Below are 24659 nucleotides of genomic sequence, written 5' to 3'. Positions count from 1 at the left end.
CCCCCCTCTCCCCGTCGATCTTGCACTTTGCGCCCGCAGAATGTCCGATACGCACGTTATGAAGGGCACCAAAGCGCAAGATCGACGATGAGGGCGGCTCAGGTCTTGGAGATCTTGGTAGGAAATGGCCCTCATGGGGGCCCGTTCGCTCCAAGATCTCTCGGGATCTCGTGATGCGTCTGCAGTCAAGATGCGCGGGCCGCTCGGGCAGGCGAATGCGGCTCGACGTCGCGAGGCGCGCGTGGTCGGAATGTCGACGTGAGCGGACGAGCCGAGGCAGCGGGCGGGGAGGGCGGGGCCGGACGAAGATGTCCGTGGTGGACGGTGACGTCGGTGTGCCGTCCCCGGGGTGAAATGCGGCGGTGGGATGTCGGTGGGGTGGGGCAGACTGCGGGGCATGCCGATCCGCTCCGTCACCGACCTGACCACTGCGCTCGACGCGGGTCAGACGGTCAAGTACCTGCGCTTCTGGGGGCACCGGCCACGGCCTGACGGCAGCGTCGGCGCGAGCTGCCTGAGCCAGTGGTGGCCGGCGGCGTTCACAGTCGACGGCCGGGAGTTCGCCACCGCCGAGCACTGGATGATGTGGCACAAGGCCACGCTCTTCGGGGACCACGCGATCGCCGAGCGGGTGCTGGCCGCCGGGCATCCGCACCGGGCCAAGGCGCTCGGCCGGCAGGTCCGCGACTTCGACGAGGCGATCTGGACGGCCCGCCGCTACGAGATCGTGGTGGCCGGCAGCGTCGCCAAGTTCGGCCGGCACGAGCCGTTGCGGCGGTTCCTGCTCGGCACCGGCGACCGGGTGCTCGTCGAGGCCAGCCCGACCGACCGGATCTGGGGCATCGGCCTGACCGCCGACGATCCACGGGCTGCCGACCCGGCTACCTGGCGGGGCGACAACCTGCTCGGGTTCGCCCTGATGGAGGCGCGCGCCACGCTCGCCGGCCGAGGGGGTGACGCCTGACCCCGGGCCGGGGGTCCGGGTAACGTGCTGCGGCGTGACCGCGTACTCGCACTGCTCGTTCTGCGGCGCGGCCTACCCGGCGGACTCCGGGTGGCCGCGTGTCTGTTCCTCCTGCGGCGAGACGGTGTGGCGCAATCCGCTGCCGGTGGCGGTGGCGGTGCTGCCGGTCCGCACGCCGGAGGGGCTCGGCGTGGTGGTGGTACGCCGCGACATCGAACCGGCCCGGGGGCAGCTCGCGCTGCCGGGCGGCTTCATCGAGTACGGCGAGGAGTGGTCCGAGGCGCTCGTGCGTGAGCTGCGCGAGGAGACCGGGCTGCGGGCCGAGGCCGGCGAGGCGCGACTGTTCGCGGTGCACGGCGCTCCGGCGGGCGGCACCATGATGGTCTTCGGCGTGCTGCCCGAGCGGCCGCTCGGTGACCTGCCGCCGTCGGCGCCGACCGAGGATGCCACCGAGTGGCTGGTGCTCACCGATCCGGTCGAGCTGGCCTTCTCCACGCACACCCGGGTGCTGGCCGACTTCCTCGCCGAGCAACGCCCGATCTGACCGGAACCGGGGCCGCCCGATCTGACCGGAACCCGGGGGCCGCCCGATCTGACCGAGGCGACCCCGGGCAGCGCCCGGCCCTGACCGCGACGAATCCGGCAGCGCCGGACGGCCCGGCACGCTCCAGCCCGGAAACGGGCGCGGCGGGGTCAGACGCGGGCCGGGACCGGCTGGGGTGAGAACGGCACGGCGGCCGGCGCCTCGGTCTCCGGCTCGCCGGCCGGGTGCCGCCACAGCCCGCGCCGCCGCAGGATCGGCAGCACGCCCTCGCCGAACCAGTACGCCTCCTCCAGGTGCGGGTGGCCGGAGAGGATGAACTCGTCCAGACCGAGCGCGTGGTACTCGGCGATCCGGTCGGCGACCTCGGTGTGGCTGCCGACCAGCGCGGTGCCCGCGCCGCCGCGTACCAGGCCGAATCCGGCCCACAGGTTCGGCGAGACCTCCAGCCCGTCGCGGGAGCCGCCGTGCAGGTCGAGCATCCGCCGCTGCCCCTCGGACTCGCTGCGCCGCAGCCCTTCCTGCACGGCGCGCACGTCGGCCTCGGGGATGCCGTCGAGCAGCTTGCGCGCCTGGGCCCACGCCTCCTCGGCGGTGTCCCGGCTGATCACGTGCAGCCGGATGCCGTACCGCAGCTCGCGGCCGGCCTCGGCGGCGAGCCCGCGGATCCAGTCCAGCTTGCCGGCCACCTGCGCGGGCGGCTCACCCCAGGTCAGGTACACGTCGCTGTGCCGTACCGCCACCGGCCCGGCCGCGCCGGACGAACCGCCGAAGTAGACCGGCGGCACCGGGTCGGGCACCCGGTCGAGCCGGGCTCCCTCGACCCGCACGTGGGCGCCGTCGTGGTCGACCGTCTCGCCGCGCCACAGCGACCGCACCACGTGCAGGAACTCGTCGGTACGCGCGTAGCGGGCGTCCTTGTCCAGGAAGTCGCCGTACGCGCGCTGCTCGGCGGACTCGCCGCCGGTGACCACGTTGAGCAGCAGCCGCCCGCCGGACAGGCGCTGGAACGTGGACGCCATCTGCGCGGCGAGGGTGGGTGAGAGCAGGCCGGGCCGGAACGCGACGAGGAACTTCAGCCGCTCGGTGACCTCGGTGAGCATGGCGGTGGTCAGCCAGGCGTCCTCGCACCAGGCGCCGGTGGGGGTGAGCGCCCCGGCGAAGCCGAGCTGCTCGGCGGTGCGGGCGATCTGCCCCAGGTACGCGACGCTCGCGGACCGGGCGCCGCCGGCGGTGCCGACCGGTACGCCGTGGCCGCCGCCCACGATGTCCCGGCTGTCGCCGTAGGTCGGCAGGAACCAGTGGAAGGTGAGCGACATGGTGTACCTCCGGTGCGGGATCGGGCGGGTCGCCTCCTGAGTGGTGGGACGACCACGCCGACACACTACCCATAAAACCTATCGGGTTGGTAGGTTGCTGTCGCCCGCCGACGGCCGGGCCCATCCCTCCCCGAGGAGTCGCCATGCGTACCCCCAGATCGCGCCGCCGGCCGGTGGCCGCGCTGCTCACCACCCTCGCGCTGCTCGCCGCGACGGCGCTGACGGCCTGCGGCGGCGAGGCGGCCGACGCCAGTGGCGGCGGCGACGGCCCGCTGCGGATCGGCTATCAGCGCTTCGGCGGGCTCAGCCTGGTCAAGGCGCGCGGCGACGCGAAGAACGTCACCTGGTCGCTGTTCGAGAGCGGCCCGGCCCTGACCGAGGCGCTCAAGGCCGGTTCGATCGACATCGGCCAGGTGGGCGAGGCGCCGCCGGTGTTCGCCGCCGCCGGGAAGATCCCGTTCTCCGTGGTCGGCACCTCCCAGCCGATCCCGCAGGGCGAGGCGGTTCTGGTCAAGGCGGACAGCCCGTATCGTGGATTCGCCGACCTGCGCGGGAAGACGGTAGCGCTGAACAAGGGCTCCAACGTGCACTGGCTGCTGGTGAAGCTGCTGGAGGCGAACCGGATGACGCTCGCCGACATCAAGGTGAAGTACCTCAAGCCCGCCGAGGGACGGCCCGCGTTCGACAACGGGCAGGTCGACGCGTGGATCATCTGGGATCCCTACTTCGCGCTGGCCGAGCAGCCCGGCGTACGGGTGCTCGCCGACGCGACCGGCCTGGCCGGCAACCGCGAGTACGTGCTGGCCGCGCCGGACGCGGTGAAGAACCGCACCGACGACGTACGGGCGTTCCTGGATACGTACCGGCAGACCACCGACTGGGGCATCGCCCATCCGGCCGAGCGGGCCGCCGTCCTCGCCCCGGAGCTGAAGATCCCGCTCGACGTGACCACCCGGGCGCTGGCCCGCAGCGCCAAGCCGCTCGCCCCGGTCACGCCGGAGATCGGCGCCGAGTTGCAGGCCATCGCGGACAGCTTCGTGGAGCTGAAGCTGGTGCCCGGACCGGTCGACATCGCCGGGCGGGTGGACGGCCGGTTCAACGAGGCGTTCCAGTGAGCGGTCCGGCGCTGGCCGAGGCGAGTCCTGCGGTCGTACCCGATCGGGTGACGCCGCGGCGGTCGCGGGCCCGCGCCCCGCGGCGGTGGCGGCGCACGGTGAGCCCGGTCGTGCTGGTTCTCGCCTGGGAGGCCGCCGCGCAGACCGGGCTGCTCGCGCCGGAGAAGCTGCCCGCGCCCAGCGCGGTGCTGGCGACCGGGTGGCGGCTGGCGAGCGACGGGACGCTCGGCGTGCACCTGCTCGACTCGCTCACCCGCGCCGCGCTCGGCCTGCTCATCGGCGGCGGCCTGGCGCTCGTGCTCGGCGCGGCGGCGGGGCTGCTGCGCCTCGGCGACGACCTGGTCGACCCGCCGGTGCAGATGGCCCGGATGCTGCCGCACCTGGGCCTGGTCCCGCTGCTGATCATCTGGGTGGGCATCGGCGAGTCGTTGAAAGTCACGCTCGTGGCGCTCGGCGCGTTCTTCCCGATCTACTTCAACACGTACGCCGGCATCCGCGACATCGACGAGCGGCTGGTGGAGGCGGCGCGCACCTGCGGTCTCGGGGCGGCGGCCCGGCTGCGGCACGTGGTGCTGCCCGGCGCGCTGCCGGCGCTGTTCCTCGGGCTGCGGCTGGCCATCGGCGCGGCCTGGCTCAGCCTGGTCGTCGGCGAGCAGGTCAACGCGCAGACCGGCGTCGGCTTCCTGATGATGGAGGCGCGCGAGTTCAGCCAGACCGACGTCGTCGTGCTCGGCCTGCTCATCTACGCACTGCTGGGGCTGGCCTCCGACCTGCTCATCCGGTACGCGGAGAGGAGGACGCTGGCGTGGCGACGCGGACTGCGCGCGACCTGACCGGGCCGGTGCTCACCGCACGCGCGGTGACCCGGTCCTTCGGCCCGGCGGTGGTGCTGGCCGGGGTCGACCTGACCATCGGCGACGGCGAGACGGTGGCGCTGCTCGGCGGCAGCGGATCCGGCAAGAGCACGCTGCTGCGCGTGCTCGCCGGGCTCGACGGCGACGCGGGCGGCGAGCACGTGCTGCACGGCACCTCCGCCGTGGTGTTCCAGGAGCACCGGCTGCTGCCGTGGAAGCGGGTGGCAGACAACGTGGCGCTCGGGCTGACCGGACCGGACGTGGGCGACCGGGTCGGCCGCGCGCTGGCCGAGGTGGGTCTCGCCGACCGGGGCCGGGCCTGGCCGGCCGAACTGTCCGGCGGGCAGGCGCAGCGGGTCGCGGTGGCCCGCGCGCTGGTCCGCGAACCGGACCTGCTGCTGCTGGACGAGCCGTTCGGCGCGCTGGACGCGCTGACCCGGCTGCGCATGCAGGGGCTGCTGCGGCCGCTGCGCGCCCAGCACGGCTTCGCCGCGCTGCTGGTCACCCACGACGTGGAGGAGGCGCTGCTGCTGGCCGACCGCGTCCTGCTCCTCGACGACGGCGTGATCGCCGAAGAGGTGCCGGTACGCCTCGGGCCGTCCCCGAGCCCCGACGACCCGGCCCTCGGCGCGCTGCGCCGCCACCTGCTCGACCGCCTCGGCGTACCCGCCGGCTGACCGCGAGGGAGAACCCATGACCCGCTGGACACCCGACCCGACCTTCTACCCCTCCCCCGCGCTCGCCGCCGCCGCGCCGGCCGAGAAACTCGCGTACGTCGCCGCGTTCGACCGCGCCGGGCAGCGCCCCGACGCCATCGCGGTGCTCGACACCGACCCGGACTCCGGCTCGTACGGCCGGGTGGTGGGCTGGACCGAGCTGCCGGACACCGGCGACGAGCTGCACCACTTCGGGTGGAACGCGTGCAGCAGCGCACTCTGCCCGACCGCGCCGCACCCGCACGTGGAGCGCCGCTACCTGATCGTGCCGGGCCTGCGCTCGTCCCGGATCCACGTGCTCGACACCAAGCCCGACCCGCGCCGCCCCGAGCTGGTCAAGGTGATCGGAGCGGAGGAACTCGGCAGGCGTGCCGGGTACTCCCGCCCGCACACGGTGCACTGCGGGCCGGACGGCATCTACGTCTCCGCGCTCGGCGGCGCCGACGGGCAGGAGGGGCCGGGCGGCATCGCCGTGCTCGACCACACCACGTTCGAGGTACGCGGCGCGTGGGAGGCCGACCGCGGGCCGCAGTTCCTGGCGTACGACTTCTGGTGGCACTACACGCAGGACGTGCTGGTCACCAGCGAGTGGGGCACGCCGTCGATGATCGAGGACGGCATCGTCGGTGAGCTGCTGCTGGGCCGCAGGTACGGGCACGCGATCCACTTCTGGGACCTGGCGAGGCGCCGGCACGTGCAGCGCGTCGACCTCGGCGACCAGTACCAGATGCCGCTGGAGCTGCGGCCCGCGCACGACCCGACGAAGTCGTACGGCTTCGTCGGCGTGGTGATCAGCGTCGAGGACCTGTCCGCGTCGATCTGGCTGTGGCACCGCGACGGCGACGCCTGGGCGGTCACCAAGGTGATCGACATCCCCGCCGAGCCGGCCGACCCGGCCGACCTGCCGGAGCTGCTCAAGCCGTTCGGGGCGGTGCCGCCGCTGGTCACCGACATCGACCTGTCCGTTGACGACAGGTTCCTGCACGTCTCCTGCTGGGGCACCGGCGAACTGATCCGCTACGACGTCAGCGACCCGTTCCACCCGGTACGCGTCGGCTCGGTACGCCTCGGCGGCATCGTCAACCGCACCCCGCACCCGGCGTTCCCGGACGAGCCGCTGGCCGGCGGGCCGCAGATGGTCGAGATCAGCCGCGACGGCCGCCGCGTCTACGTCAGCAACTCGCTCTACGGCGCCTGGGACGACCAGTTCTACCCCGACGGGGTGGGCGCCTGGGTGGCGAAGCTCGACGTCGACCCGGAGCACGGCGGCCTCGTGCCGGACCCGCGGTTCTTCCCGCGCGGCGAGGAGTTCCGCGGCCTGCGCGTACACCAGACCCGGTTGCAGGGCGGCGACGCCTCGTCCGACTCGTACTGCTTCCCGTGACCGGCGCGACCTGGGCGGCGCTGGCCGGCCTCGGCGCGTTCCACGGCCTGAACCCGGCGATGGGGTGGCTGTTCGCGGTGGCCCGGGGCCTGCAGGAGCGCCGCCGGGCCGCGCTGCTGGCGGCCCTGCCGCCGATCGCGACCGGTCACCTGGCGTCGGTGGCGGTGGTCGCCGCGCTGGTCAGCGCCACCCGGTCGGTGACGGCGAGCACGCTGGTCGCGGTGACCGGCGGGGTGCTGCTTGTCGGGTTCGGGCTGTGGCGGCTGCTGTCCGAGCGGCACTTCCGGTGGGCCGGGATGCGGCTGTCGGCGGCGCAGCTCACCGCCTGGTCGTTCCTGATGTCCGCGGCGCACGGCGCGGGCCTGATGCTGCTGCCGGTGCTGCTCGCCGAACCGGCGGCCGGCGCCGGCCCGCACGCCGGGCACCTCGCCGCCGCGCCGGCCGGCGCGCTGACCGGCCTGCTCGCCGCCGCCGTGCACACAGTCGCCATGCTCGCCGTCGCGCTGGTCGTGGCCCTGCTGGTGTACGAGGTGCTCGGCGTCGGTGTGCTCCGCCGGGCCTGGTTCAACGTCGACCGGCTGTGGGCCGGTGTGCTCGTGGCGGCCGGCGTGGTGACGCTGATCGGCGCGGCGTGAGGTCGCCGCCACCTGCGACGGATCGATGAAAAGTCCTACTGATTGAATAGGAAAGGCAGCGTCGCCTACCCCGGAGGTCAGCCGTGAGTCAGTCCCCGTCCCCCGCCGAAGCCGTCCACGACGCCGACCGCAGCCGGCAGTGGCTCGCCGGGCAGGCGCACGGGCCGGGCGTCGACCGCGACCGACTGCTGGAGGTGGGCGCGGCCATGGCCGCGGTGACCGCCGCCGCCGCGGAACGCGAGCCGGTCGCGGTGGCGTCCGCGCCGGTCGGCGTCGACCCCGGCGCGCCGATCGTCAAGCCGCTGCCGGCGGACCTGCTGCGCCCGCTGGACACCAACGCCGAGATGCGCTGGCCGTCGATGGCCGGCCAGGGGTACGTGGTCCCGATCGACCGCTTCTTCGTCCGCAACCACACGGTCACGCCGCACCTGGACGCGGCCACCTGGCGGCTGCGCCTGTTCGGCGACGGCCTGCGCGGCGCACCGACCCGGGACAACCCGGTCGAGTTCGACCTCGACGAGCTGCGCCGGCTGCCCGCCGAGGAGCACGCGGCGCTGCTGGAGTGCGCCGGCAACGGGCGGCGCTACTTCGCCGAGCAGCAGGACGAGCCGACCCCGGGCGTGGCGTGGGGGCTGGGCAGCGTCGGCGTGGCGCGGTGGCGGGGCGTGCGGCTCGGCACGGTGCTGCGCCTGGCCGGGCTGCGCGACGAGGCGGTCGACGTGATGCCCGAGGGCCTCGACCCGGACTACGTCTCCGGCGGGGTCAACCTCGGCCGGGTACGCCGCCCGATGCCGGTCGCGAAGGCGCTCGACGACGTGCTGCTGGCGTACGAGATGAACGGCGAGCCGCTGCCCCCCGACCACGGCTTCCCGGTGCGGGTCGTGGTGCCCGGCTGGGTCGGCATCTCCTCGATCAAGTGGGTCGGCGCGATCGAGGTCTCCACCACTCCCCTGTTCTCGCCGTGGAACACGCAGTTCTACCGGATGTTCGGCCCCGGCCACCCGGCCGACGGCACAGTGCTCACCGCCCAGCCGGTGCGCAGCGCGTTCGAGCTGCCCTGGGACGCCCGGGTGCCGGCCGGCGAGGAGATGCTGCTGACCGGCCGTTCCTGGTCCGGCAACGGCCCGATCGCGCACGTCGAGGTGGACACCGGCGACGGATGGCGCCCCGCCGACCTGGTCGCCGCCGACCGGGGCGGAGCCTGGCAGCGCTGGACCGTCAGGTGGTGCTCCCCGGCAGCGGGCCGGCACGTCCTGCGCGCCCGCGCCACCGACTGCACGGGCGCCGTCCAGCCCGACCGGGCCGCGCCGAACGACCTCGCGTACCTGTTCGACGCCGTCGTGGCTCACCCGGTGACCGCCTGCTGACCGCCGCTCAGGTGGTGCTGAGGTAGGGCGGCGGCACGGTGTCGGTGAGCCACACCCCGTTGGCCGAGCGGTAGAACAGGTACCCGGCCTCGGCCATCGCCGCCGCGTCCACGGTCAGCACCACCACCGCGCCGCCCCGGCGCGCACCGACGCGCCGGGCCGTCGCCACGTCAGGCGACAGGTGTACGTGGTGCCGCCCGCCCCGGCGCAGCCCCTGCGCCCGGATCGCGTCCAGCACGGCCTCACCGGTGCCGTGGAACAGCCGGGGCGGCGGCGCGGCCGGGGTGAGGCCGAGGTCGACCGGAATCGAGTGCCCCTGGTTGGCGCGGATCCGGTCGGCCCCGTCCGGACCGGCCTCCACGGCGAAGCGCTGCTTGTCGTTGCCCACGACCACGGCGTCCAGCTGGGCGCGGCTGATCCTCAGCCCGGCGAGCACGTCGGCCACCGGCACCCAGCCCGCCCGGTCGAGGAGAAGCCCGAACGTGTCAGGCCGGTGCCGCAATGCCAGCGACAGCCGCTTGCTCACCCGAACGAGATCGCGATGTTCCACCCGCCCAGTCTGATTCCGCAGCCGTCCCCTTGTCGACGCAGTTCCCCTGCCCGCCCTCCCCTCGCCCTCGCCCCTCCCTGCCCTGCTTCGCCTCGCCCCGCCTCGCCCCGTCGATCTTGCGGTTTCGGCCCCTCGGATGCCCGGTTCGCACTCTTTGCCGGGGCAGGAAGCCCATGATCGACGAGCCGGGGAGCCGAGGGTCGGGACGGAGGCGGGACGGGCGGAAGGGGCGAGGGTCAGGCTGCGGCCCGCTCCGGGAGGGGGCGGCGGCGGTGGGACGGGTCGGTCAGCGTGGGCGGGGACCAGGCGCCGTCGGGCTGGTAGAGGTTCGTACCGGGCGGGACGATCTCGTCGATCCGGTCCAGCACCGCGTCGTCGAGCGTCAGCTCCGCCCCGGCGAGCAGCGCGTCCAGTTGCTCCATCGTGCGCGGTCCGATGATGGTCGAGGTGACCGCCGGGTGCGCGGCGGCGAACGCCACGGCGAGCTGCGGCAGCGTGCAGCCCACCTCGTCGGCGAGCGCGACCAGTTCCTCCACGGCGGCGTACTTGGCGGTGTTGCCCGGCAGCGCCGGGTCGAACCGGGCCGGGGTGAGCGCCGGGCGGCCCGCGCCGAGGTCGACGGGCCGGCCCTGCCGGTACCGGCCGGACAGGAACCCGGAGGCCAGCGGGCTCCACACCAGCACACCCATCCGGTAGCGGCGGCAGACCGGCAGCACCGACGTCTCGATGCCGCGCGCCAGGATCGAGTACGGCGGCTGCTCGGTGCGGAAGCGGCCGAGCGCCCGCCGCTCGGCGACGTGGTGCGCCTCCACGATCTCCTCGGCCGGGAAGGCCGAGCAGCCGAACGCGCGGATCTTCCCGGCCCGGACCAGGTCGGTCAACGCGCCGAGCGTCTCCTCGACGTCAGTGGTGTGGTCGGGACGGTGCACCTGGTAGAGGTCGATCCAGTCGGTGCCGAGCCGACGCAGGCTGTCCTCGACCGCCCGGACGATCCAGCGTCGCGAGTTGCCGCCCCGGTTGGGCCCCTCACCCATCGGGAAGTGGACCTTCGTGGCGAGCACCACGTCGTCGCGGCGGCCGCGCAGAGCCTTGCCGACGATCTCCTCCGATTCGCCGGCCGAGTACATGTCGGCGGTGTCCACGAAGTTGATCCCCTGATCGAGTGCCTTGTGGACGATCCGGGCACAGTCGTCGTGGTCGGGGTTGCCGACCGCGCCGAACATCATGGTGCCGAGGCAGTGGACGCTGACCTCGATGCCGGTGCCGCCGAGGACGCGATAGCGCATGTGAACTCCCTGGGTTGCACCGCGCCGGCCGGGTGGCGCGCGGTCCGGTCACGGTAGGAGTTCGAGTGCGCTGGAGGTCAACTCTCGGCCGCGGGTTCCGCGCTGCCGGCGAGGTAGCCGGCCGCCTGCAACTCGAACAGCTCTCGGTAGAGCCCGCCCTGGGCCATCAGCGTGTCGTGGTCGCCTGACTGCACGAGCCGGCCGTGGTCCATCACGAAGATCCGGTCGGCGTGCCGGACGTTGGCGAGCCGGTGGGTGATCAGCACGACGGCCCGGTCCGGGTGCCGCCGCAGGTGCTGGAAGAGGGCGTGTTCGGCACGCGCGTCAAGCGCCGCGGACGGCTCGTCGCAGATCAGCAGCCGGGCGTCACGGTAGAGGCCGCGTGCGGCCACCAGCCGCTGCCACTGCCCACCGGACAGGTCCTGGCCGTCCTTGAACTGCCGGTCCAGCAACGTGTCGTACCCGAACGGCAGCTCGCTGATCATGTCGTGGGCGGCGGCGTCGCGGGCGGCGGTCTCCACGCTGGGCCCGGGCCCGCCGGCTCGGTCGTGGCGGCCGACGCGGATGTTCTGCCGGGCGGTGAACGGGAACCTCCACCAGTCCTGGCTCATCACCGCGACCTGGGCGGCGGTCTGGCGTGGATCCAGTTCGGCGGCGTCCACGCCGTCCCAGCGGATCGTGCCGCCGGTGGGCCGGTAGAGGCCGGCGATCAGCTTCGCGAGCGTGGTCTTGCCGGAGCCGTTCTCCCCCACCAGCGCGATCACCTCACCGCGCCGGACCGTGAGGCTGACCTCGTCGACCGCCGCGCTGTCGGTGTCCGGGTAGCGCAGGCTGACCCGTTCGACGTCGATGCGCGTGAACCCGTCGACCGGCAGGTGCCCGCCGGCCGGGATCCGCCGGGTCGCCCGGTCGAGGAAGTCGCGGTAGTCCTGGTAGTAGAGGGCGTCCTCGTAGAGCGAGTTGGTGGCGAAGATCGCCGTGCGCAGGCTCGTACGCGCGGACTGGAGCGCCAGCAGCGCGGTGGCCGCCGCCGCGAGCGCCACCACGCCCCCGACGAGCAACGTCCCCAGAACCGCGTAGAGCCCGAACGTGGCGATCCCAGTGACGGACAGGCCGATCGCCCGGGTGATCGTCTGCGCCCGGGCCAGGCGCAACTCGGCGCGGGTCTCCAGGCGCGTCATGAGGTGGTACTCCGAGAGCAGGAAGTCGCGCATCTGGTAGGCGCGGATCTCGGCCGCGGTGTGCCGGTTGGCCATCAGGTCGCCCAGCATCCACTTGCGTCGCCGCCGGGTGATCCGGGCGAGCCAGTCGACGTGCTGGCGGCGGGCCATCCGCACCGCCGTCACCGCCTCCGGCGCGGCGGCGACGACCAGGCAGGGCAGCAGAAGCGGGTGGATGATCGTCACCGCGGTAGCCGTGGCGATCACGCCGACCACACCGGTGACCAGGTTGACCGTGTCGTTGACCAGGGAGCCCGCCTCGACCAGTCCCCGGTCGCGGGCGCGGTCCATCTCCTCGGCGAAACCGGCGTCGTCGAAGGCGGCCAGTTCCACCGCTGAGGTCGTCTCGAACAGCCGCCGCTCCACTGTGAAGTTGATCTGCGGTACGAGCCGGGCCTGCGCCCATCCGGCGGCGATGGTCAGTGCGCCGCGCCCGGCGACGGCGGCCGCCGCCAGCGTCAGGGCGGGCAGCGCCGCCCGGATGCGGTCCGGTGTCGGGCCGGCGGCGAACAGCTGGTGGAGCACTCCGGTGGTGGCGAGCAGGCCCAGCGTGGTGAGCACACCGGCGGCGACGTTGAGACCCAGCGACGCGGCGGTGTCCCGGCGGCTGGTCGCCCAGGCGAGGGTGATCGCCTCGCGGATCAACGCGGGCAGCCGGCGTGCCACCGACCAGAATCCGGTGTGGGCCAGCTCGGTGGCCCGGTGCATCCAGTGCGGATCGACCAGCTCGGGCAGGGTCGTCTCCCCCGCCGGCTCCTCCGGGTCGGACGGTGGACGAGGGTGGATCACCCCGGCCATGGCACCCCCTCGACGCGTTCGGGCAGCAACGCTGGATACTACGTTCCGCTATCGAAATATGTCATTCAGTAACCGGCGTGTCGTACAGGCGTCCCAACGGCGTGTCCCGCGGCGGTGACCGGAAAGACCCGCCCGCACGGTGGTCGCCGCCGGGTCGCGTCGCGCGCGACCGGTCCGGGTGGCAGGCTTGTGGGGTTCGCCGGCGCGCGCCGGCCGACCGCCCGTCGTGAAGGAGAAGATCGACCCGATGGCTGTGGACGTCACCACCACCGACGAATGGCAGGCGCTGCGCAAGCACGCCGAGGCGATGCGCGCCACGCACCTGCGCGACCTGTTCGCCGCCGACGGGCAGCGGGGTGAGCGGCTCACCGGTGAGGTCGCCGACCTGCACGTGGACTACAGCAAGAACCTGGTCACCGACGAGACCATCGCGCTGCTCGGCGCGCTCGCCGAGCGGGTCGGCCTGACCGACCGGATCGCGGCCATGTTCGCCGGCCGGCACATCAACGTCACCGAGGACCGGGCGGTGCTGCACACCGCGCTGCGCCTGCCGGCGGACGCGTCGCTCACCGTGGACGGCCAGGACGTGGTCGCCGACGTGCACGCCGTGCTGGACCGCATGTCGGCGTTCGCGCAGCGGGTGCGCTCCGGCTCGTGGCGGGGCCACACCGGCGAGCGGATCACCACCGTCGTGAACATCGGCATCGGCGGGTCGGACCTCGGGCCGGTGATGGCGTACGAGGCGCTCAAGGCGTACCGCGACGCGGGCATCAGCTGCCGGTTCGTGTCGAACATCGACCCGACCGACATCCACGACAAGACCGCCGACCTGGACCCGGCGAGCACGCTGTTCGTCGTGGTGTCCAAGACGTTCTCCACCCAGGAGACGCTCGCCAACGCCGACCAGGCGCGGCGCTGGCTGCTGGCCGGGCTGGACGCCGACGACGACGCGATCGCCCGGCACTTCGTCGCGGTCAGCACCAACGAGCAGCGGGTCCGCGACTTCGGCATCGACCCGGAGAACATGTTCGGCTTCTGGGACTGGGTGGGCGGACGCTACTCGCTGCCGTCCGCGGTCGGCCTGTCGGTCATGCTGGCGATCGGGCCGGACCGGTTCCGCGAGATGCTGGCCGGCTACCACGCGGTCGACGAGCACTTCCGGTCCGCCCCGGTGGAGCGCAACGTGCCGGCGCTGCTCGGCCTGCTCAACGTCTGGTACACCGACTTCCTCGGCGCGGAGACCCACGCGGTGCTGCCCTACTCGCAGTACCTGCACCGGTTCCCCGCCTACCTCCAGCAGCTCACCATGGAGAGCAACGGCAAGTCGGTACGCGTCGACGGCTCGCCGGTGACGTACCCGACCGGGGAGATCTTCTGGGGCGAGCCGGGCACCAACGGGCAGCACGCGTTCTACCAGCTCATCCACCAGGGCACCCGGCTGATCCCGGCGGACTTCATCGCGTTCAGCCGGCCCAACCACGACCTGGGCGACATGCACGACCTGTTCATGTCGAACTTCTTCGCCCAGACCGCCGCGCTGGCGTTCGGGCGGACCCGGGAGCAGGTGGAGGCCGAGGGCACCGCGCCCGAGGTGGTGGCGCACCGGGTGATGGCGGGCAACCACCCGACCACCTCGATCCTGGCGCCGAAGCTCACCCCGGCGACGCTGGGCCAGCTGATCGCGCTCTACGAGCACATCACGTTCACCGAGGCCGCGATCTGGGACATCAACGCCTTCGACCAGTGGGGTGTGGAGCTGGGCAAGGTGATGGCCAACCAGCTCGCGCCGAAGCTCACCGGGCCGGACCCGGACCTGGCCGACGTGGACACCTCGACCGCCGAGCTGATCCGCCGCTACCGGGCCGAGCGCGGCCGGAGCTGACCGCACGCCCGTGGCGTCCCGCGTAGACCGGGCGGGACGCCACGGGTCAGCGCCGCAGCAGGTCGGCGTGCGCGGCGCGCAGCCGGGTCAGCCCCGCGTCGCCGGCCGGCGCGCGGCGGTCGAGTTCGGCCCACGCCTCGGCGAGCGCGTCGGCCAGCGCCCGCAGCTCGGCGGCGTGCCGCCGGCTGGACTGCCGGTGCAGCTCCTCCAGGCGGCGGGCCCAGCCGGCGCTGATCGCGGCGACGCGTTCGGCGTCGGCGCGGGCCTGGGCGCCGGTGCGGGCGGCGGACGCGGGCACGATCGCGGCGACCGGCCGGGGGTCGCCGTCGCGGGTGACGACTGTGACGGTGTCGGTCAGCTCGGCCAGGGAGACGAGCTGGGTGAGCCGGGTGCGGACCTCGCGCAGCGGCAGGGCGCGCGGCTGGGGGGACCGGTCGGCCAGTGCGGGGACAGCCATGGACAGATGTTCACGTCCGGGTACGACAATTTCCCGGTCAGGCGGTCCACTCCGGCGCCAGCACGGACCAGACCTCCAGGTCGGCGCGGCCGTCGGGCATCGGTGCGGCGCCGCGCATGACGCCGTCGCGGCTCATGCCGAGCCGCCGCGCGACGGCGATGCTGCGCTCGTTGCCGGCCTTCGTGACCCACTCGACGCGGTGGATGCCGCGCTCCCGTACCGCCCAGTCGATGACGAAGCGGGCGGCGCGGGTGACCAGGCCCTGTCCCTCGGCGCCGGGTTCCAGCCAGCAGCCGGCCTCGCACACCCCGCGTTCGGTGCTCAGCGACACGAACAGCACGCCGCCGACGAGCGTGCCGCGCTGCCAGATGCCCCAGATGCCGCCGTCGTCGCGGGCCCACCGGTCGGCGTACGCCTGGAGGACCTTGCGGGCCGACTCGGCGTCGGTGGCGACGAAGGACGCGCCGACCCAGGGCGAGATGTGGTCGCGGCAGCGGTCGAGGTTGGCCAGGAACTCGTCGGCGTGCCAGGGCGACAGTGGACGCAGCTCGGCGTCGTCGGTGAGGGCGTGGGCGAACATCAGGGGAAGCTAGCAGGACCGTCGCGCTTTTGTCGGTCGGTCCCTCTACGGTCTGCGCCGTGAACGCCGTCCAGACGTACCGATATCTTCAGCCGTCCGCGCTGCGCGCCGCCGGTCTCGACCTGCAGACCTGCGGCGGCCCGGCGGCCAACCCGCGCTTCTTCGCCGGTTTCCTCACCGCTCCCGCCGCGGCGGCGGCCGGGCTGCTCGCCGTCGCCGAGGTGGCCCGCACCCGCTACCACCAGCCGGTCAACCCGGCCAGTCTGGACCCGGTGGTGACCGGCAGCCGCGGCCGCCTGCGGTTCGAGTCGTTCTCCGGCTGCTGCGGGGTGTACGCGCGGATGGACGTGCTGCCGGCCGGGCTGGACGGGGAGATCAGCGGCCACGGCACCACGAACGTGGACGTGAACCCGCCGCTGCGGGAGGCGCTGGCCCGGGTGGGCGGCATCGAGCCGCTGCACGTGGCGGTCGGCCCGGACGACCTGACCGTCTCCACCATGGACGGCTCGGTGGTCGAGCGGAAGGTGCCGCTGCCCGGCCGCTGGCTGCGCGGCTTCGCCGAGGTGCACGTGCTCACCGCCGGCTTCGAGCCGCGCGCCGAGATCGCGGCGGCGGAGGCGGCGGCGTTCCTGCGCCGGCTGCCCGCCGCCGGTGACCGGAGTGTGCTGTGGGCGGTGCCCGCCGGGCGTACGCTGCGGCTGACCTCCCGCCCGGTGCCGGGCGCTGTCTGCCTGGCCGGCGCGGGCCGGCTCGCGGCGCTGCGCGGCGTGCTGCGGCACGCGCGCACCCTGCGGGTGTACGGCCCGGCGGTGCGCACCGGTTCCCCCGCCGTGCCGAGCACGTGGGAGCTGGACACCGGGGCGTTGCGGCTGTCGCTGACGCTGTCCCCCGAGCCGTACCGGGGGTTCTCCGGTGAGGGCGCCGCACTGGCGGCGCTCGCCGGTGACGACGTGGTCGACGACGCGGAGCTGGTCGGCGCGCTGCTCAACTGGGATCCGGCGATCGACGTCGCCGCGCTGGCCGACGCCGCCGCGCTGCCCGACGAGCGGGTGCGTGCCGCGCTCGCCCAGCTGGGCACCGCCGGGCGGGTCGGGTACGACGTGGCGGACGGGGCGTACTTCCACCGGGTGATGCCCTACGACGCGGGCCGCGCGGAGCGGGACAACCCGCGGCTGGTCGGCGCGCGTGCGCTCGTCGAGCGCGGCGCCGTCGAGCGCGACGGCGAGAACGCGACGGTACGCACCGATGCCGAGACCTACCGGGTACGCCGGCACCCGGACGGCGCGTACTCCTGTTCCTGCCGCTGGTGGGCGCGGCACCGCGGGCAGCGGGGGCCGTGCCGGCACGCGCTGGCCGTGTCGATGGTCGCGGCGCCGGTGGGGGCGCTGTCGTGACCGGCTTCGCCGAGGCGGTGGTGCGCGGCAGGATGTCGCAGGTCCGGTCGGCCCTGGCCGGGTTGGACGAGCCGGCCCGGCGGGCACTCGGCGACGAGCTGGTCGCCGACGTGCGCCGCAGGCGGGACGCCTGGTGGTGGCAGGGCGAGGCGGCGACGCTGGCGGTCGCAGCGGTGGGGACGCTGAGCACCCCGACGAAGGTGGCCGCGCTGCTCGGCCGCCGCTCGGTCTGGCTGAACGGCGTCGACGCGGCGCCGGTGGTCGACGTCGCCCGGGAACGCGGGGTGACCTGGCTGGCCGACGTGGCGTACAAGCTGGCCGACCGGCTCCCCCGGGACCGGATGGTCGCGGGCTGGCGGTTCGTCGCCGGCCTCCTGACGGCCGAGAAGGCTCCGCCGCCGACCGGGGACGACTTCGTGCGAGGCTGGGCCGCGGCGCAGGGCTGGCCGGACCCGCGCGGGACGCGACCGCCGACCGTGGACCGGCTGCGCGCGGACCCGTTCCTCGACGCGCTGTTGCCGCGCCTGTTCGAGGTGGACGGGGTGGGCACCGAGCTGGCCCGCGGCGACGGTACGGGCACGGAGGCGGTGCCCCGGGCACTGGTGGCGCTGGCCGCGGAGGGCCGGCTCGACCGGGCGGTCCTGCTCAACGGCGTCCTGGGCAGGCTGCTGCGCGGCGACCGGCCGGGCGCGCTGCGCCCGTTCCTGGTCCTGCACGACCTGCTGGCGCCGACCCCGGACGAGGTGGCCGTGCGGTCGAGCGCCTACCTGCGGCTGCTCGCCGACGGCCCCGGGCCGGTGGCCCGCGCCGCCCAGCGGACGCTGCGGCAGGCCGGTGACGTCGCCGAGCCCGAGGCGCTGTGGGAGGCCGCCCGGACGGTGCTGGCCCGGCCGGAGAAGGCGCTGGTCCGGGCGCAGGTGTCCTGGCTCGACCGGCTGGCCCGGCAGCACCCGGACCGGGCCCCGGAGATCGGTGCGGTGCTCGCCGTGGCGGCCGGCCATCCGGACGCCGGCCTGCGTGAGCGCGCGCTGACGCTGGCGCAGCGCCACGGTCACCGGCCGGTGGCCGTCGCCTCAGTGGCCGAGGCCCGCGACGACCTGCCGCCGCCGCTGCCGGCAGCGGCCGCGCCGCCGCCGATCCAGGACGTGGACGAACTGGTGGAGGAGGTCGCGGCGTCGCTCGGCCGACGCTGGCCCGCGCTGACGGCGGAACGCGTCATGGACGGGCTGGTCCGGCTCGGCACCGCCGACCGCGAACGGCTCGCGGCGGCGCTCCCGCCTGTGGTGCGCCGCGAGCGGGTCGGCGCGTACGACCATCCCTGGTCGGTGTTCAACATCTCGGTCCAGATGCACGGGCTCCTGCTGGCCGTCTGCGGCGCGGCCGAGGCGGCGACCCGGCGCGACCAGTGGAGCACGCTGCTGGCCGAGTCCCGCCCGCGCGCGCCGCTCCCGTTCCGGGGTGGTCCGCCGGTTCCGGCCACACGCCGGCCCGCGCCCGTCCAGCTCGCCTGCACCCGGCTGGCCGAGATCGGGCAGCGGCTGGACGGACGCGACGATCCGGGCCTGCTGTCCGCGCCGACCTCGGTCACCGGGGCGATCGAGCCGGTGGCGCTCTACGAACGGCTGGCGGCGCTGGGTGACCGTCCGGTGTGGCGCTGGGATCTCGCGCAGGCTCTGCTGCGCCTGCCGGCCGGCGTCGACGGGCCGCTTGCCGAACGCGCCGCGGCGCTGCGCACGCCGGCCGGTGACGAGCTGGCCCGCTGGCTGCGCGGCGACGCCGTGCCGGCCCCCGCGCAGCAGGTGGTGACGGTGGGCCGGCGGGCGCGGTCGGCCGGGTACGACTGGGGCTACGACCAGTTGCCCGAGGGCCGGACGCTCGTCGCGCTCACCCCGCCGGACGGCGTCGAGGACCGGCTCGGCCTGCTCACCCTGACGCCCACGCCGATCGGCCGGTGGACCGACGGCTGGGGTGACGTCTGGCCGGCCGTCCTGCCCGGCCACCGGGGCGTGGTCGCCGCTCACCTGCTGCCCGAGGTGGCCGGCGCGGCGCAGGAGGACACCCTCGGGCACGCCGCGGCCCTGCCGGTGCTGGCCGAGTGCACGGGCGCGGGCGGACCGGCCCTCGATCTCGCGCTGGCCTACGGGTTGTGCGCCCGCCACGAGGCGGACCGGGTGGCCGCGCTCGACGCGGTGCTGATCCTGGCCGCCGCCGGTGACCTGGACGCGCCGGCGACCGGCGGGCACCTCGGCGCGCTGGCGGCCGGCGGGCAGGTGACGCTGACCCGGGCGGTCACGCCGCTGCGCGACGCGGTGGCGGCGGGCGCCCCGCTGAGCGTGTGGCGGCTGCTCGCCTCGGCGTTGCCGCCGCTGCTCGGCGCGCCGACGCCGCCCCGGGGCACGCCGGACCTGCTGGCGCTGGCGGCGGACACGGCGACCGCGACGGGCGTGCGGATCGAGGTACCGGGGCTGGCCGACGTGGTGGCCCGGGGCGGCGGCAGCCGGCTCGTCGCCGAGGCCCGCCGGCTCACCACCGCCCTGGCCGCCTGAGCCGGCACGTCGTCGCGCGGGCTGGCGTCGTCGGGTGTCAACCGCCGGGCAGCGCCCACGGCCACCGCCACGGCGGTCAGATGATCAGGTGGGTCCAGTACGTGAGCCAGACCGCGAACAACGCGCCCTGGAGCAGCGCCAGCGCGGCGGTGAGCCAGCCGTCGAGGCCGGGCCGCCGCGACCAGCGGGCCAGCACGAACGCGACCGGGAAGGCGGCGAGCAGGTAGCGCAGCAGGCTCTTGTACACCGGCGGCCCCATCGACAGCGGCACCAGCACCATGACGAGCGTGTAGACCAGGTACGGCCAGTCGGCGCGGCGGCGCAGCCCGACGACCGCCACCGCCAGCGTCGCCACCGCGATCCAGACCCGCAGCGCGTCGGCCGAGTTGCCGCCGGTCAGCGCGGATGCGGCCGTCGCGATCGGGTTCTGCAGCCGGATCCCCCAGCCGGTCTCCTGGGCGTGCTGGTAGGCGAACCAGTCGCCGCTCTGCCAGCGGCAGAAGGCCATGAACGTCAGCCAGCCCGCCGGGACCAGCAGCAGCGGCCAGCCCTGCCGCAGCAGCCGCGGCCACGCCCGGGGTCCGGCTCGCCAGCCGTGTTCACGCAGCAGTACCAGCGCCAGCGGCACCACCACGAGGAAGCCGACCGAGCGGCTCATCGCCAGGAAGTAGCCGACGACGCCGACGAGCAGCCAGCGGCTCCGCTCGGCGTACCAGAAGGCGGCCAGCGCCAGGCAGACGAACAGCGACTCGGTCAGCGCCGCCTGGAACAGGAACGCCGTCGGCAGGAGCAGCAGGTACCGGACCGCTCGCCGGCCGTCGGCCGCTCCCGCGCCGCCGAGCAGCCGGCCCCCCAGCCGGTACGCGTAGTAGAGCTGGAACACCAGCGCCACGTTGCTCACGAGCAGCAGCGCCCATGCGGTGTGCCCGCCGAGCAGCGGCGCGAGCGGCCGGGCCAGGAACGGGTACAGCAGCGGGAAGCCGAAGTCGGGCCAGGGCCGGTCCAGCGGCAGCCGGGCCAGGTGCTCGTAGAGGAACGAGTCCCAGGCGAACCAGAGCGAGAACCAACGGTGGGACGAGATCGCGTCCTGCTGGGCCCACATCGCGGTCTCGTCGGCCGGCGGCGCGCCCGGCACCCCGTCCCAGGCGGTGAGCACCAGCACGCCGATCAGGCTGAGCACGAGCTTCGAACCGGCGAAGACGGCGAGCACGAATCCCCACGGCTCGGGCAGCCGGCGGGCGACCGAGACTCCCCGCGACCACCACCGGGTACGCCCGGCGCGCGCCCCGCCGCCGGGGTCGACCCGCCGTTCGTCCGCCATCGCGCTCCCACCGTCCGGCCCTCGGGCCGACTCGCCCGGCCGCAAAACCCGGTGCGCGTTCCCCGTCCGGACCGGTCCACACCCCGCGCAGCCGTCGCGGATCGGCGCTGATCGGCAGGTGAGGACGCCGCCAGGGTGGGTATGCGCGCTGCCGCATCGGCAGGCGGGGGGCGCGTACGGCATGGGCGACGGCGACGGGACCGTGATCATCGGGGCGGGGCCGGCCGGGCTGACCGCCGCGTACGAGCTGCTGCGGCACGGCGAGCCGGTCCGGGTCTACGAGGCCGACGACGTGGTGGGCGGGATCAGCCGGACGGTGGAGCGCGACGGCTGGCGCTTCGACATCGGCGGGCACCGCTTCTTCACCAAGGTGTCCCGGGTCGAGGACTTCTGGCACGAGATCCTCCCCGACGAGGACTTCCTGCTCCGGCCACGGATGAGCCGGATCTACTACCGGGGCGCGCTGTTCGACTACCCGCTCAGCGCCGGCAACGCGCTGCGCAACCTCGGCCTGCTGGAGGCGGCGCGCTGTCTGGGCTCGTACGGCCGGGCCCGGCTGCGCCCGCCGAAGGACCAGTCGCACTTCGAGGGGTGGGTGTCGGCGCGGTTCGGCTGGCGGCTCTACTCGATCTTCTTCAAGACGTACACGGAGAAGGTCTGGGGGATGCCGGCGGACCGGTTGCAGGCCGACTGGGCCGCCCAGCGGATCAAGAACCTGTCGCTGGCCACGGCGATGCGCAACGCGCTGCTGCCCCGGCGCAACCGCACCGACGTGACCAGCCTGATCGAGGAGTTCCAGTACCCGAAGCACGGCCCCGGGATGATGTGGGAGCGCTGCGCCGAGGAGGTCGCCAAGCGCGGCGGCACCGTTCGTACCGGCGTCTGGGTGACCGAGGTGCACCGGGATCCGGCCGCGCGGCGGGCCACCGCCGTGACGGTGGCCGACGCGGGCGGGAAGCGCACCGAGCCGGCTGCGCACGTGATCTCCTCGATGCCGATCTCCGCGCTGGTGCGGGCGATGCGCCCGGAGGCGCCGCCCGAGGTGCGGGCCGCCGCCGACGACCTGCGGTATCGGGACTTCCTGACCGTGGCGCTGGTGGTGCCGGAGGAGTTCTCGTTCCCGGACAACTGGATCTACGTGCACGACCCGGCGGCCCGGGTGGGCCGGATCCAGAACTTCGGCTCCTGGTCGCCGTACCTGGTGAAGGACGGGCGGACCTGCCTGGGGCTGGAGTACTTCGTGTTCGAGGGCGACGAGATGTGGCGGACGCCGGACGCCGAGCTGATCGCGTTCGCCACCGCCGAGCTGGAACGGCTGGGCCTGGTCAAGCCCGGGTGCGTGGAGGCGGGCTACGTGGTCCGGATGCCGAAGGCGTACCCGGTCTACGACGAGCGGTACCAGCGCAACGTCGACGTGATCCGGGACTGGCTCGCAGCGAACGTGCCGAACGTGCACCCGGTCGGCCGCAACGGCATGCACCGGTACAACAACGCCGACCACTCCATGCTGACGGCGATGCTGACCGCGGAGAACATCGCGCACGGCGCGGAGCACGACGTCTGGACCGTCAACGTCGAGCAGGACTACCACGAGCAGCGCAGCCCGTCGCGGCACGGCACCGGCCGGGACGCGCCGGTCGTCCCGGCCCGGCGGTGAGGCCCCGGGCGTGAGGTGGTCGTGACGGGCGGCGTTGTGCCGGTCACCTAGCGTGGACCGGGACCGGCCCCCTTCCGCGTCGCCACCTCCGGGCCCTGCGAGGACTGATGACCTTCAGCATCGGCATCTTCGACCTCTTCACCTACCTCACCCCCGGGTCGCTCTACCTCACGCTGTCCGCCTACCTCGCGGTCCGGCAGGACTGGGTGCGGCTGGACGACCTGAGCCGGCAGCCCACGCCGCTGCTCCTGCTCCTGGCCCTGCTGCTCGCCTACGTGCTGGGCAACGCCACGTACGGCCTCGGTCGTGTCGTCGACCGGGCACTGCCGTTCTGGAACTGGGGCCGATTCGACGCCCGCCGGGTGTTCGCGGAGCAGGCCCTCGGCGCGGCCGGCTCGCGGATGCTCACCGCGCCCTGGGGGGTGCTGCTCGCAGCGGCCGAGTTGCACAACCGGGAGGTGGCCGCCGAGGCGACACGGATGCGGGCGATCGGGCTGATGATGCGGAACGCCACGGTGCCGCTGCTTCTCGGCGCGGTCCTGGCCGTTGTCGAAGCCGGTCGCGGGTTCGGCGGGACCGCGGCGGTCCTCGCCGGGCCGGCTCTGCTCGCCGTCGCGGGTGGCGCCGCCTGGCGGAGCGTCGTGCTGCGGTTCTGGGCCGAGTTGAAGACGTTGGAGATCTGCTTCGTCATCCCGGACATCGAGGACCGGCTCCGCGGTCCGGCCGGAACGGAACCGGCTGAAGGCCCCGGCGCGTGAGGGTGGTCATAACCGCTGGACGACCGCCGCGGCGGTGCTGCTAGCCTTCTGGGCAGGTCATGAGCGCCAGCGCGAAGCCCCGGCTCGCTGGCCGGCAACCCTCCTCCGCGGTGGGGTGCCCCGGGTGAAGACCAGGCACCGGCAGCCGCCGGTGCAAGCGTGGCCTGGCACCCAGGTCAGCAACAGACCAGGGAGACCGATGTCCGCACCACCCTCCACCCCATCCGGCGACGTCGCCGCGTACCCGGCCCGCTTCGCGCTGGTCAAGCGCCGTCACGTCGACCTGATGCGGGTGTGCAGCGACGCCTGTCGCCTCGCGCGCTGAGCGAACGCCACCCTCCTTTCCCCGATCCACCCTTCTCCGGCCCGGCCGTCCGTCCGGCGGGCCGGCGCCGACGCGCACCTCGCGCGTCCATCCACTCTGGAGAGACATCGTGCGTTTCCGTACCGTCCTCACCCGTGCCGCCGCCGTCGGCGCGGCCGCCCTGCTCGCCGTCACCGCGCTCACCGCCTGCGGCAACGACGACACCACCGCGGCCGACAACCCGTACGGCCTGCTTCAGCCCGGCGTGATCCGCGCCGGCACGCTCACCGACGCCCCGCCGAACGTCTTCCTGAAGGACGGCAAGTTCACCGGCTTCGACAACGAGCTGCTGCGTGCCGTGGCCGCCAAGATCGACCTGAAGGTGGAGTTCGTCGGCACCGACTTCTCCGGCCTGCTCGCCCAGGTCAACAGCGGCAAGTTCGACGTGGGCAGCTCCTCGATCACGATCACCGAGGCGCGGAAGAAGACAGTGGACTTCGGCAACGGCTACGACTTCGGCTACTTCGGCCTGGACGTGCCGGCCGGCTCCTCGATCACCGGCTTCGACCAGCTCGCCGGCAAGCGCGTGGTGGTGGTCCAGGGCACCGTGCAGGACGACTACGCCACCAAGCAGAACCTCGATCCGGTGCGGGTGCCCGACTACAACAGCGCGATCAACCAGCTCAAGGCCGGTACCGCCGACGCCTGGATCGCCCCGGCCGAGATCGGCGACAAGTCCGCCGCCGACAGCAACGGCAAGATCAAGGTCGCGGCGAAGCAGCTCAGCCCCACCCCGACCGCGTACGCGGTGGCGAAGGGCGACGACAAGCTGCGCGAGGCGCTGAACAAGGGCCTCGACGAGGTCATCGCCGACGGCACGTGGAGCCGCCTGCAGGCCGAGTACTACCCGGGGCGGCCGGTCCCGGCCGGCTTCAAGCCGGGCAGCGGGTCGGTGGCGGTGCCGTCGCCGTCGGCCGCCTCCTGAACCGGTAACCGAGCACGAGCGGGGCG

At 74.1% G+C, this 24659-nt stretch carries 22 protein-coding genes and 1 riboswitch; of the genes, 15 read left to right on the top strand and 7 right to left on the bottom strand.

Annotated features, from left to right (window positions below; genetic code table 11):
• Positions 1-367 precede the first annotated feature (367 nt).
• Together ybiA and FB455_RS12915 are read left to right on the top strand one after the other, a co-directional pair.
• Positions 368-964, top strand: coding sequence for a riboflavin biosynthesis intermediates N-glycosidase (gene ybiA, locus FB455_RS12920; RefSeq protein ID WP_030268580.1), 597 nt, complete (start codon positions 368-370; stop codon positions 962-964).
• A gap of 34 nt (positions 965-998) precedes the next feature.
• Positions 999-1508: an NUDIX domain-containing protein gene (locus FB455_RS12915; RefSeq protein WP_030268578.1), complete on the top strand. Its 510-nt coding sequence runs from the start codon at positions 999-1001 to the stop codon at positions 1506-1508.
• A gap of 149 nt (positions 1509-1657) precedes the next feature.
• Here FB455_RS12915 and FB455_RS12910 read toward each other — a convergent pair whose 3' ends face one another.
• Positions 1658-2824 (bottom strand): LLM class flavin-dependent oxidoreductase, encoded by a 1167-nt coding sequence (locus tag FB455_RS12910; RefSeq protein ID WP_145753500.1) that lies wholly within the window; start codon positions 2822-2824, stop codon positions 1658-1660.
• 143 nt (positions 2825-2967) lie between these two features.
• Between FB455_RS12910 and FB455_RS12905 the strand changes: the two genes are divergently transcribed.
• The 6 genes from FB455_RS12905 (at position 2968) to FB455_RS12880 (ending at position 8895) form a co-directional block, all read left to right on the top strand.
• Complete coding sequence (locus FB455_RS12905) at positions 2968-3939, top strand: sulfonate ABC transporter substrate-binding protein (protein WP_013286735.1); 972 nt, start codon at positions 2968-2970, stop codon at positions 3937-3939.
• A gap of 110 nt (positions 3940-4049) precedes the next feature.
• A complete protein-coding gene (locus FB455_RS12900; protein ID WP_486481530.1) occupies positions 4050-4772 on the top strand; it encodes an ABC transporter permease in 723 nt (240 codons plus the stop codon).
• A complete protein-coding gene (locus FB455_RS12895) occupies positions 4745-5470 on the top strand; it encodes an ABC transporter ATP-binding protein (protein WP_145753496.1) in 726 nt (241 codons plus the stop codon). The genes FB455_RS12900 and FB455_RS12895 overlap by 28 nt, the downstream gene beginning before the upstream one ends.
• Positions 5471-5486: 16 nt before the next feature.
• Positions 5487-6893, top strand: a complete 1407-nt coding sequence (locus FB455_RS12890; protein WP_013286738.1) for a selenium-binding protein SBP56-related protein — start codon at positions 5487-5489, stop codon at positions 6891-6893.
• Positions 6890-7528 (top strand): hypothetical protein, encoded by a 639-nt coding sequence (locus FB455_RS12885; RefSeq protein ID WP_145753494.1) that lies wholly within the window; start codon positions 6890-6892, stop codon positions 7526-7528. The genes FB455_RS12890 and FB455_RS12885 overlap by 4 nt, the downstream gene beginning before the upstream one ends.
• A gap of 83 nt (positions 7529-7611) precedes the next feature.
• A complete protein-coding gene (locus tag FB455_RS12880) occupies positions 7612-8895 on the top strand; it encodes a sulfite oxidase (protein WP_145753492.1) in 1284 nt (427 codons plus the stop codon).
• Positions 8896-8902: 7 nt separating this feature from the next.
• On the opposite strand, the gene FB455_RS12875 is transcribed toward FB455_RS12880, so the two are convergent.
• The 3 genes from FB455_RS12875 to FB455_RS12865 all read right to left on the bottom strand — a co-directional run bounded on the left by FB455_RS12875 (position 8903) and on the right by FB455_RS12865 (position 12749).
• A complete protein-coding gene (locus FB455_RS12875; RefSeq protein ID WP_145753491.1) occupies positions 8903-9445 on the bottom strand; it encodes an RNA 2'-phosphotransferase in 543 nt (180 codons plus the stop codon).
• Between the two features lie 236 nt (positions 9446-9681).
• On the bottom strand, positions 9682-10731 hold the full coding sequence (locus tag FB455_RS12870; RefSeq protein ID WP_145753490.1) for an aldo/keto reductase: 1050 nt from the start codon (positions 10729-10731) through the stop codon (positions 9682-9684).
• Positions 10732-10808: 77 nt separating this feature from the next.
• On the bottom strand, positions 10809-12749 hold the full coding sequence (locus FB455_RS12865) for an ABC transporter ATP-binding protein (protein WP_123109366.1): 1941 nt from the start codon (positions 12747-12749) through the stop codon (positions 10809-10811).
• A gap of 247 nt (positions 12750-12996) precedes the next feature.
• On the opposite strand from FB455_RS12865, the gene pgi reads away from it, so the two are divergent.
• Positions 12997-14631, top strand: coding sequence for a glucose-6-phosphate isomerase (gene pgi / locus FB455_RS12860; RefSeq protein WP_013476494.1), 1635 nt, complete (start codon positions 12997-12999; stop codon positions 14629-14631).
• Positions 14632-14677: 46 nt separating this feature from the next.
• On the opposite strand, the gene FB455_RS12855 is transcribed toward pgi, so the two are convergent.
• Positions 14678-15088: a type II toxin-antitoxin system Phd/YefM family antitoxin gene (locus tag FB455_RS12855; RefSeq protein ID WP_145753489.1), complete on the bottom strand. Its 411-nt coding sequence runs from the start codon at positions 15086-15088 to the stop codon at positions 14678-14680.
• Between the two features lie 37 nt (positions 15089-15125).
• Complete coding sequence (locus tag FB455_RS12850) at positions 15126-15668, bottom strand: GNAT family N-acetyltransferase (RefSeq protein ID WP_071094646.1); 543 nt, start codon at positions 15666-15668, stop codon at positions 15126-15128.
• A gap of 59 nt (positions 15669-15727) precedes the next feature.
• Between FB455_RS12850 and FB455_RS12845 the strand changes: the two genes are divergently transcribed.
• Together FB455_RS12845 and FB455_RS12840 are read left to right on the top strand one after the other, a co-directional pair.
• A complete protein-coding gene (locus tag FB455_RS12845) occupies positions 15728-17062 on the top strand; it encodes an SWIM zinc finger family protein (protein WP_071094644.1) in 1335 nt (444 codons plus the stop codon).
• Positions 17059-19608: a hypothetical protein gene (locus FB455_RS12840; RefSeq protein ID WP_145753488.1), complete on the top strand. Its 2550-nt coding sequence runs from the start codon at positions 17059-17061 to the stop codon at positions 19606-19608. Before FB455_RS12845 ends, FB455_RS12840 begins: the two co-directional genes overlap by 4 nt.
• Positions 19609-19684: 76 nt before the next feature.
• Here the strand turns inward: FB455_RS12840 and FB455_RS12835 are convergent, their stop codons facing one another.
• On the bottom strand, positions 19685-20929 hold the full coding sequence (locus tag FB455_RS12835; protein ID WP_145753487.1) for a hypothetical protein: 1245 nt from the start codon (positions 20927-20929) through the stop codon (positions 19685-19687).
• Between the two features lie 181 nt (positions 20930-21110).
• On the opposite strand from FB455_RS12835, the gene FB455_RS12830 reads away from it, so the two are divergent.
• The 4 genes from FB455_RS12830 to FB455_RS12820 all read left to right on the top strand — a co-directional run bounded on the left by FB455_RS12830 (position 21111) and on the right by FB455_RS12820 (position 24633).
• Positions 21111-22586 (top strand): NAD(P)/FAD-dependent oxidoreductase, encoded by a 1476-nt coding sequence (locus FB455_RS12830; RefSeq protein WP_145753486.1) that lies wholly within the window; start codon positions 21111-21113, stop codon positions 22584-22586.
• Positions 22587-22693: 107 nt separating this feature from the next.
• The gene (locus FB455_RS12825; protein WP_013286751.1) at positions 22694-23344 is read left to right on the top strand and encodes a hypothetical protein; all 651 of its coding nucleotides are present in this window, start codon (positions 22694-22696) and stop codon (positions 23342-23344) included.
• A gap of 55 nt (positions 23345-23399) precedes the next feature.
• Positions 23400-23510: riboswitch (SAM riboswitch) on the top strand.
• A 33-nt stretch (positions 23511-23543) separates the two neighbouring features.
• On the top strand, positions 23544-23669 hold the full coding sequence (locus FB455_RS34750; RefSeq protein ID WP_013286752.1) for a hypothetical protein: 126 nt from the start codon (positions 23544-23546) through the stop codon (positions 23667-23669).
• A gap of 109 nt (positions 23670-23778) precedes the next feature.
• Positions 23779-24633 (top strand): ABC transporter substrate-binding protein, encoded by an 855-nt coding sequence (locus tag FB455_RS12820; protein ID WP_145753485.1) that lies wholly within the window; start codon positions 23779-23781, stop codon positions 24631-24633.
• Positions 24634-24659 lie beyond the last annotated feature (26 nt).

This window comes from Micromonospora sp. CNZ296 (genome assembly GCF_007827635.1).
The sequence above is the reverse complement of the archived record's forward strand: the minus strand, read 5'-3'. Positions and strand labels throughout refer to the sequence as shown.

Excerpts from the sequence above, each read along its gene's own strand:
- pgi (WP_013476494.1), top strand. The coding sequence starts at position 12,997 with ATGGCTGTGGACGTCACCACCACCGACGAATGGCAGGCGCTGCGCAAG.
- FB455_RS12825 (WP_013286751.1), top strand. The coding sequence starts at position 22,694 with ATGACCTTCAGCATCGGCATCTTCGACCTCTTCACCTACCTCACCCCC.
- FB455_RS12855 (WP_145753489.1), bottom strand. The coding sequence starts at position 15,088 with ATGGCTGTCCCCGCACTGGCCGACCGGTCCCCCCAGCCGCGCGCCCTG.
- FB455_RS12905 (WP_013286735.1), top strand. The coding sequence starts at position 2,968 with ATGCGTACCCCCAGATCGCGCCGCCGGCCGGTGGCCGCGCTGCTCACC.
- FB455_RS12910 (WP_145753500.1), bottom strand. The coding sequence starts at position 2,824 with ATGTCGCTCACCTTCCACTGGTTCCTGCCGACCTACGGCGACAGCCGG.
- FB455_RS12835 (WP_145753487.1), bottom strand. The coding sequence starts at position 20,929 with ATGGCGGACGAACGGCGGGTCGACCCCGGCGGCGGGGCGCGCGCCGGG.
- FB455_RS12850 (WP_071094646.1), bottom strand. The coding sequence starts at position 15,668 with ATGTTCGCCCACGCCCTCACCGACGACGCCGAGCTGCGTCCACTGTCG.
- FB455_RS12865 (WP_123109366.1), bottom strand. The coding sequence starts at position 12,749 with ATGGCCGGGGTGATCCACCCTCGTCCACCGTCCGACCCGGAGGAGCCG.
- FB455_RS12830 (WP_145753486.1), top strand. The coding sequence starts at position 21,111 with ATGGGCGACGGCGACGGGACCGTGATCATCGGGGCGGGGCCGGCCGGG.
- FB455_RS12890 (WP_013286738.1), top strand. The coding sequence starts at position 5,487 with ATGACCCGCTGGACACCCGACCCGACCTTCTACCCCTCCCCCGCGCTC.
- ybiA (WP_030268580.1), top strand. The coding sequence starts at position 368 with ATGTCGGTGGGGTGGGGCAGACTGCGGGGCATGCCGATCCGCTCCGTC.
- FB455_RS34750 (WP_013286752.1), top strand. The coding sequence starts at position 23,544 with ATGTCCGCACCACCCTCCACCCCATCCGGCGACGTCGCCGCGTACCCG.
- FB455_RS12870 (WP_145753490.1), bottom strand. The coding sequence starts at position 10,731 with ATGCGCTATCGCGTCCTCGGCGGCACCGGCATCGAGGTCAGCGTCCAC.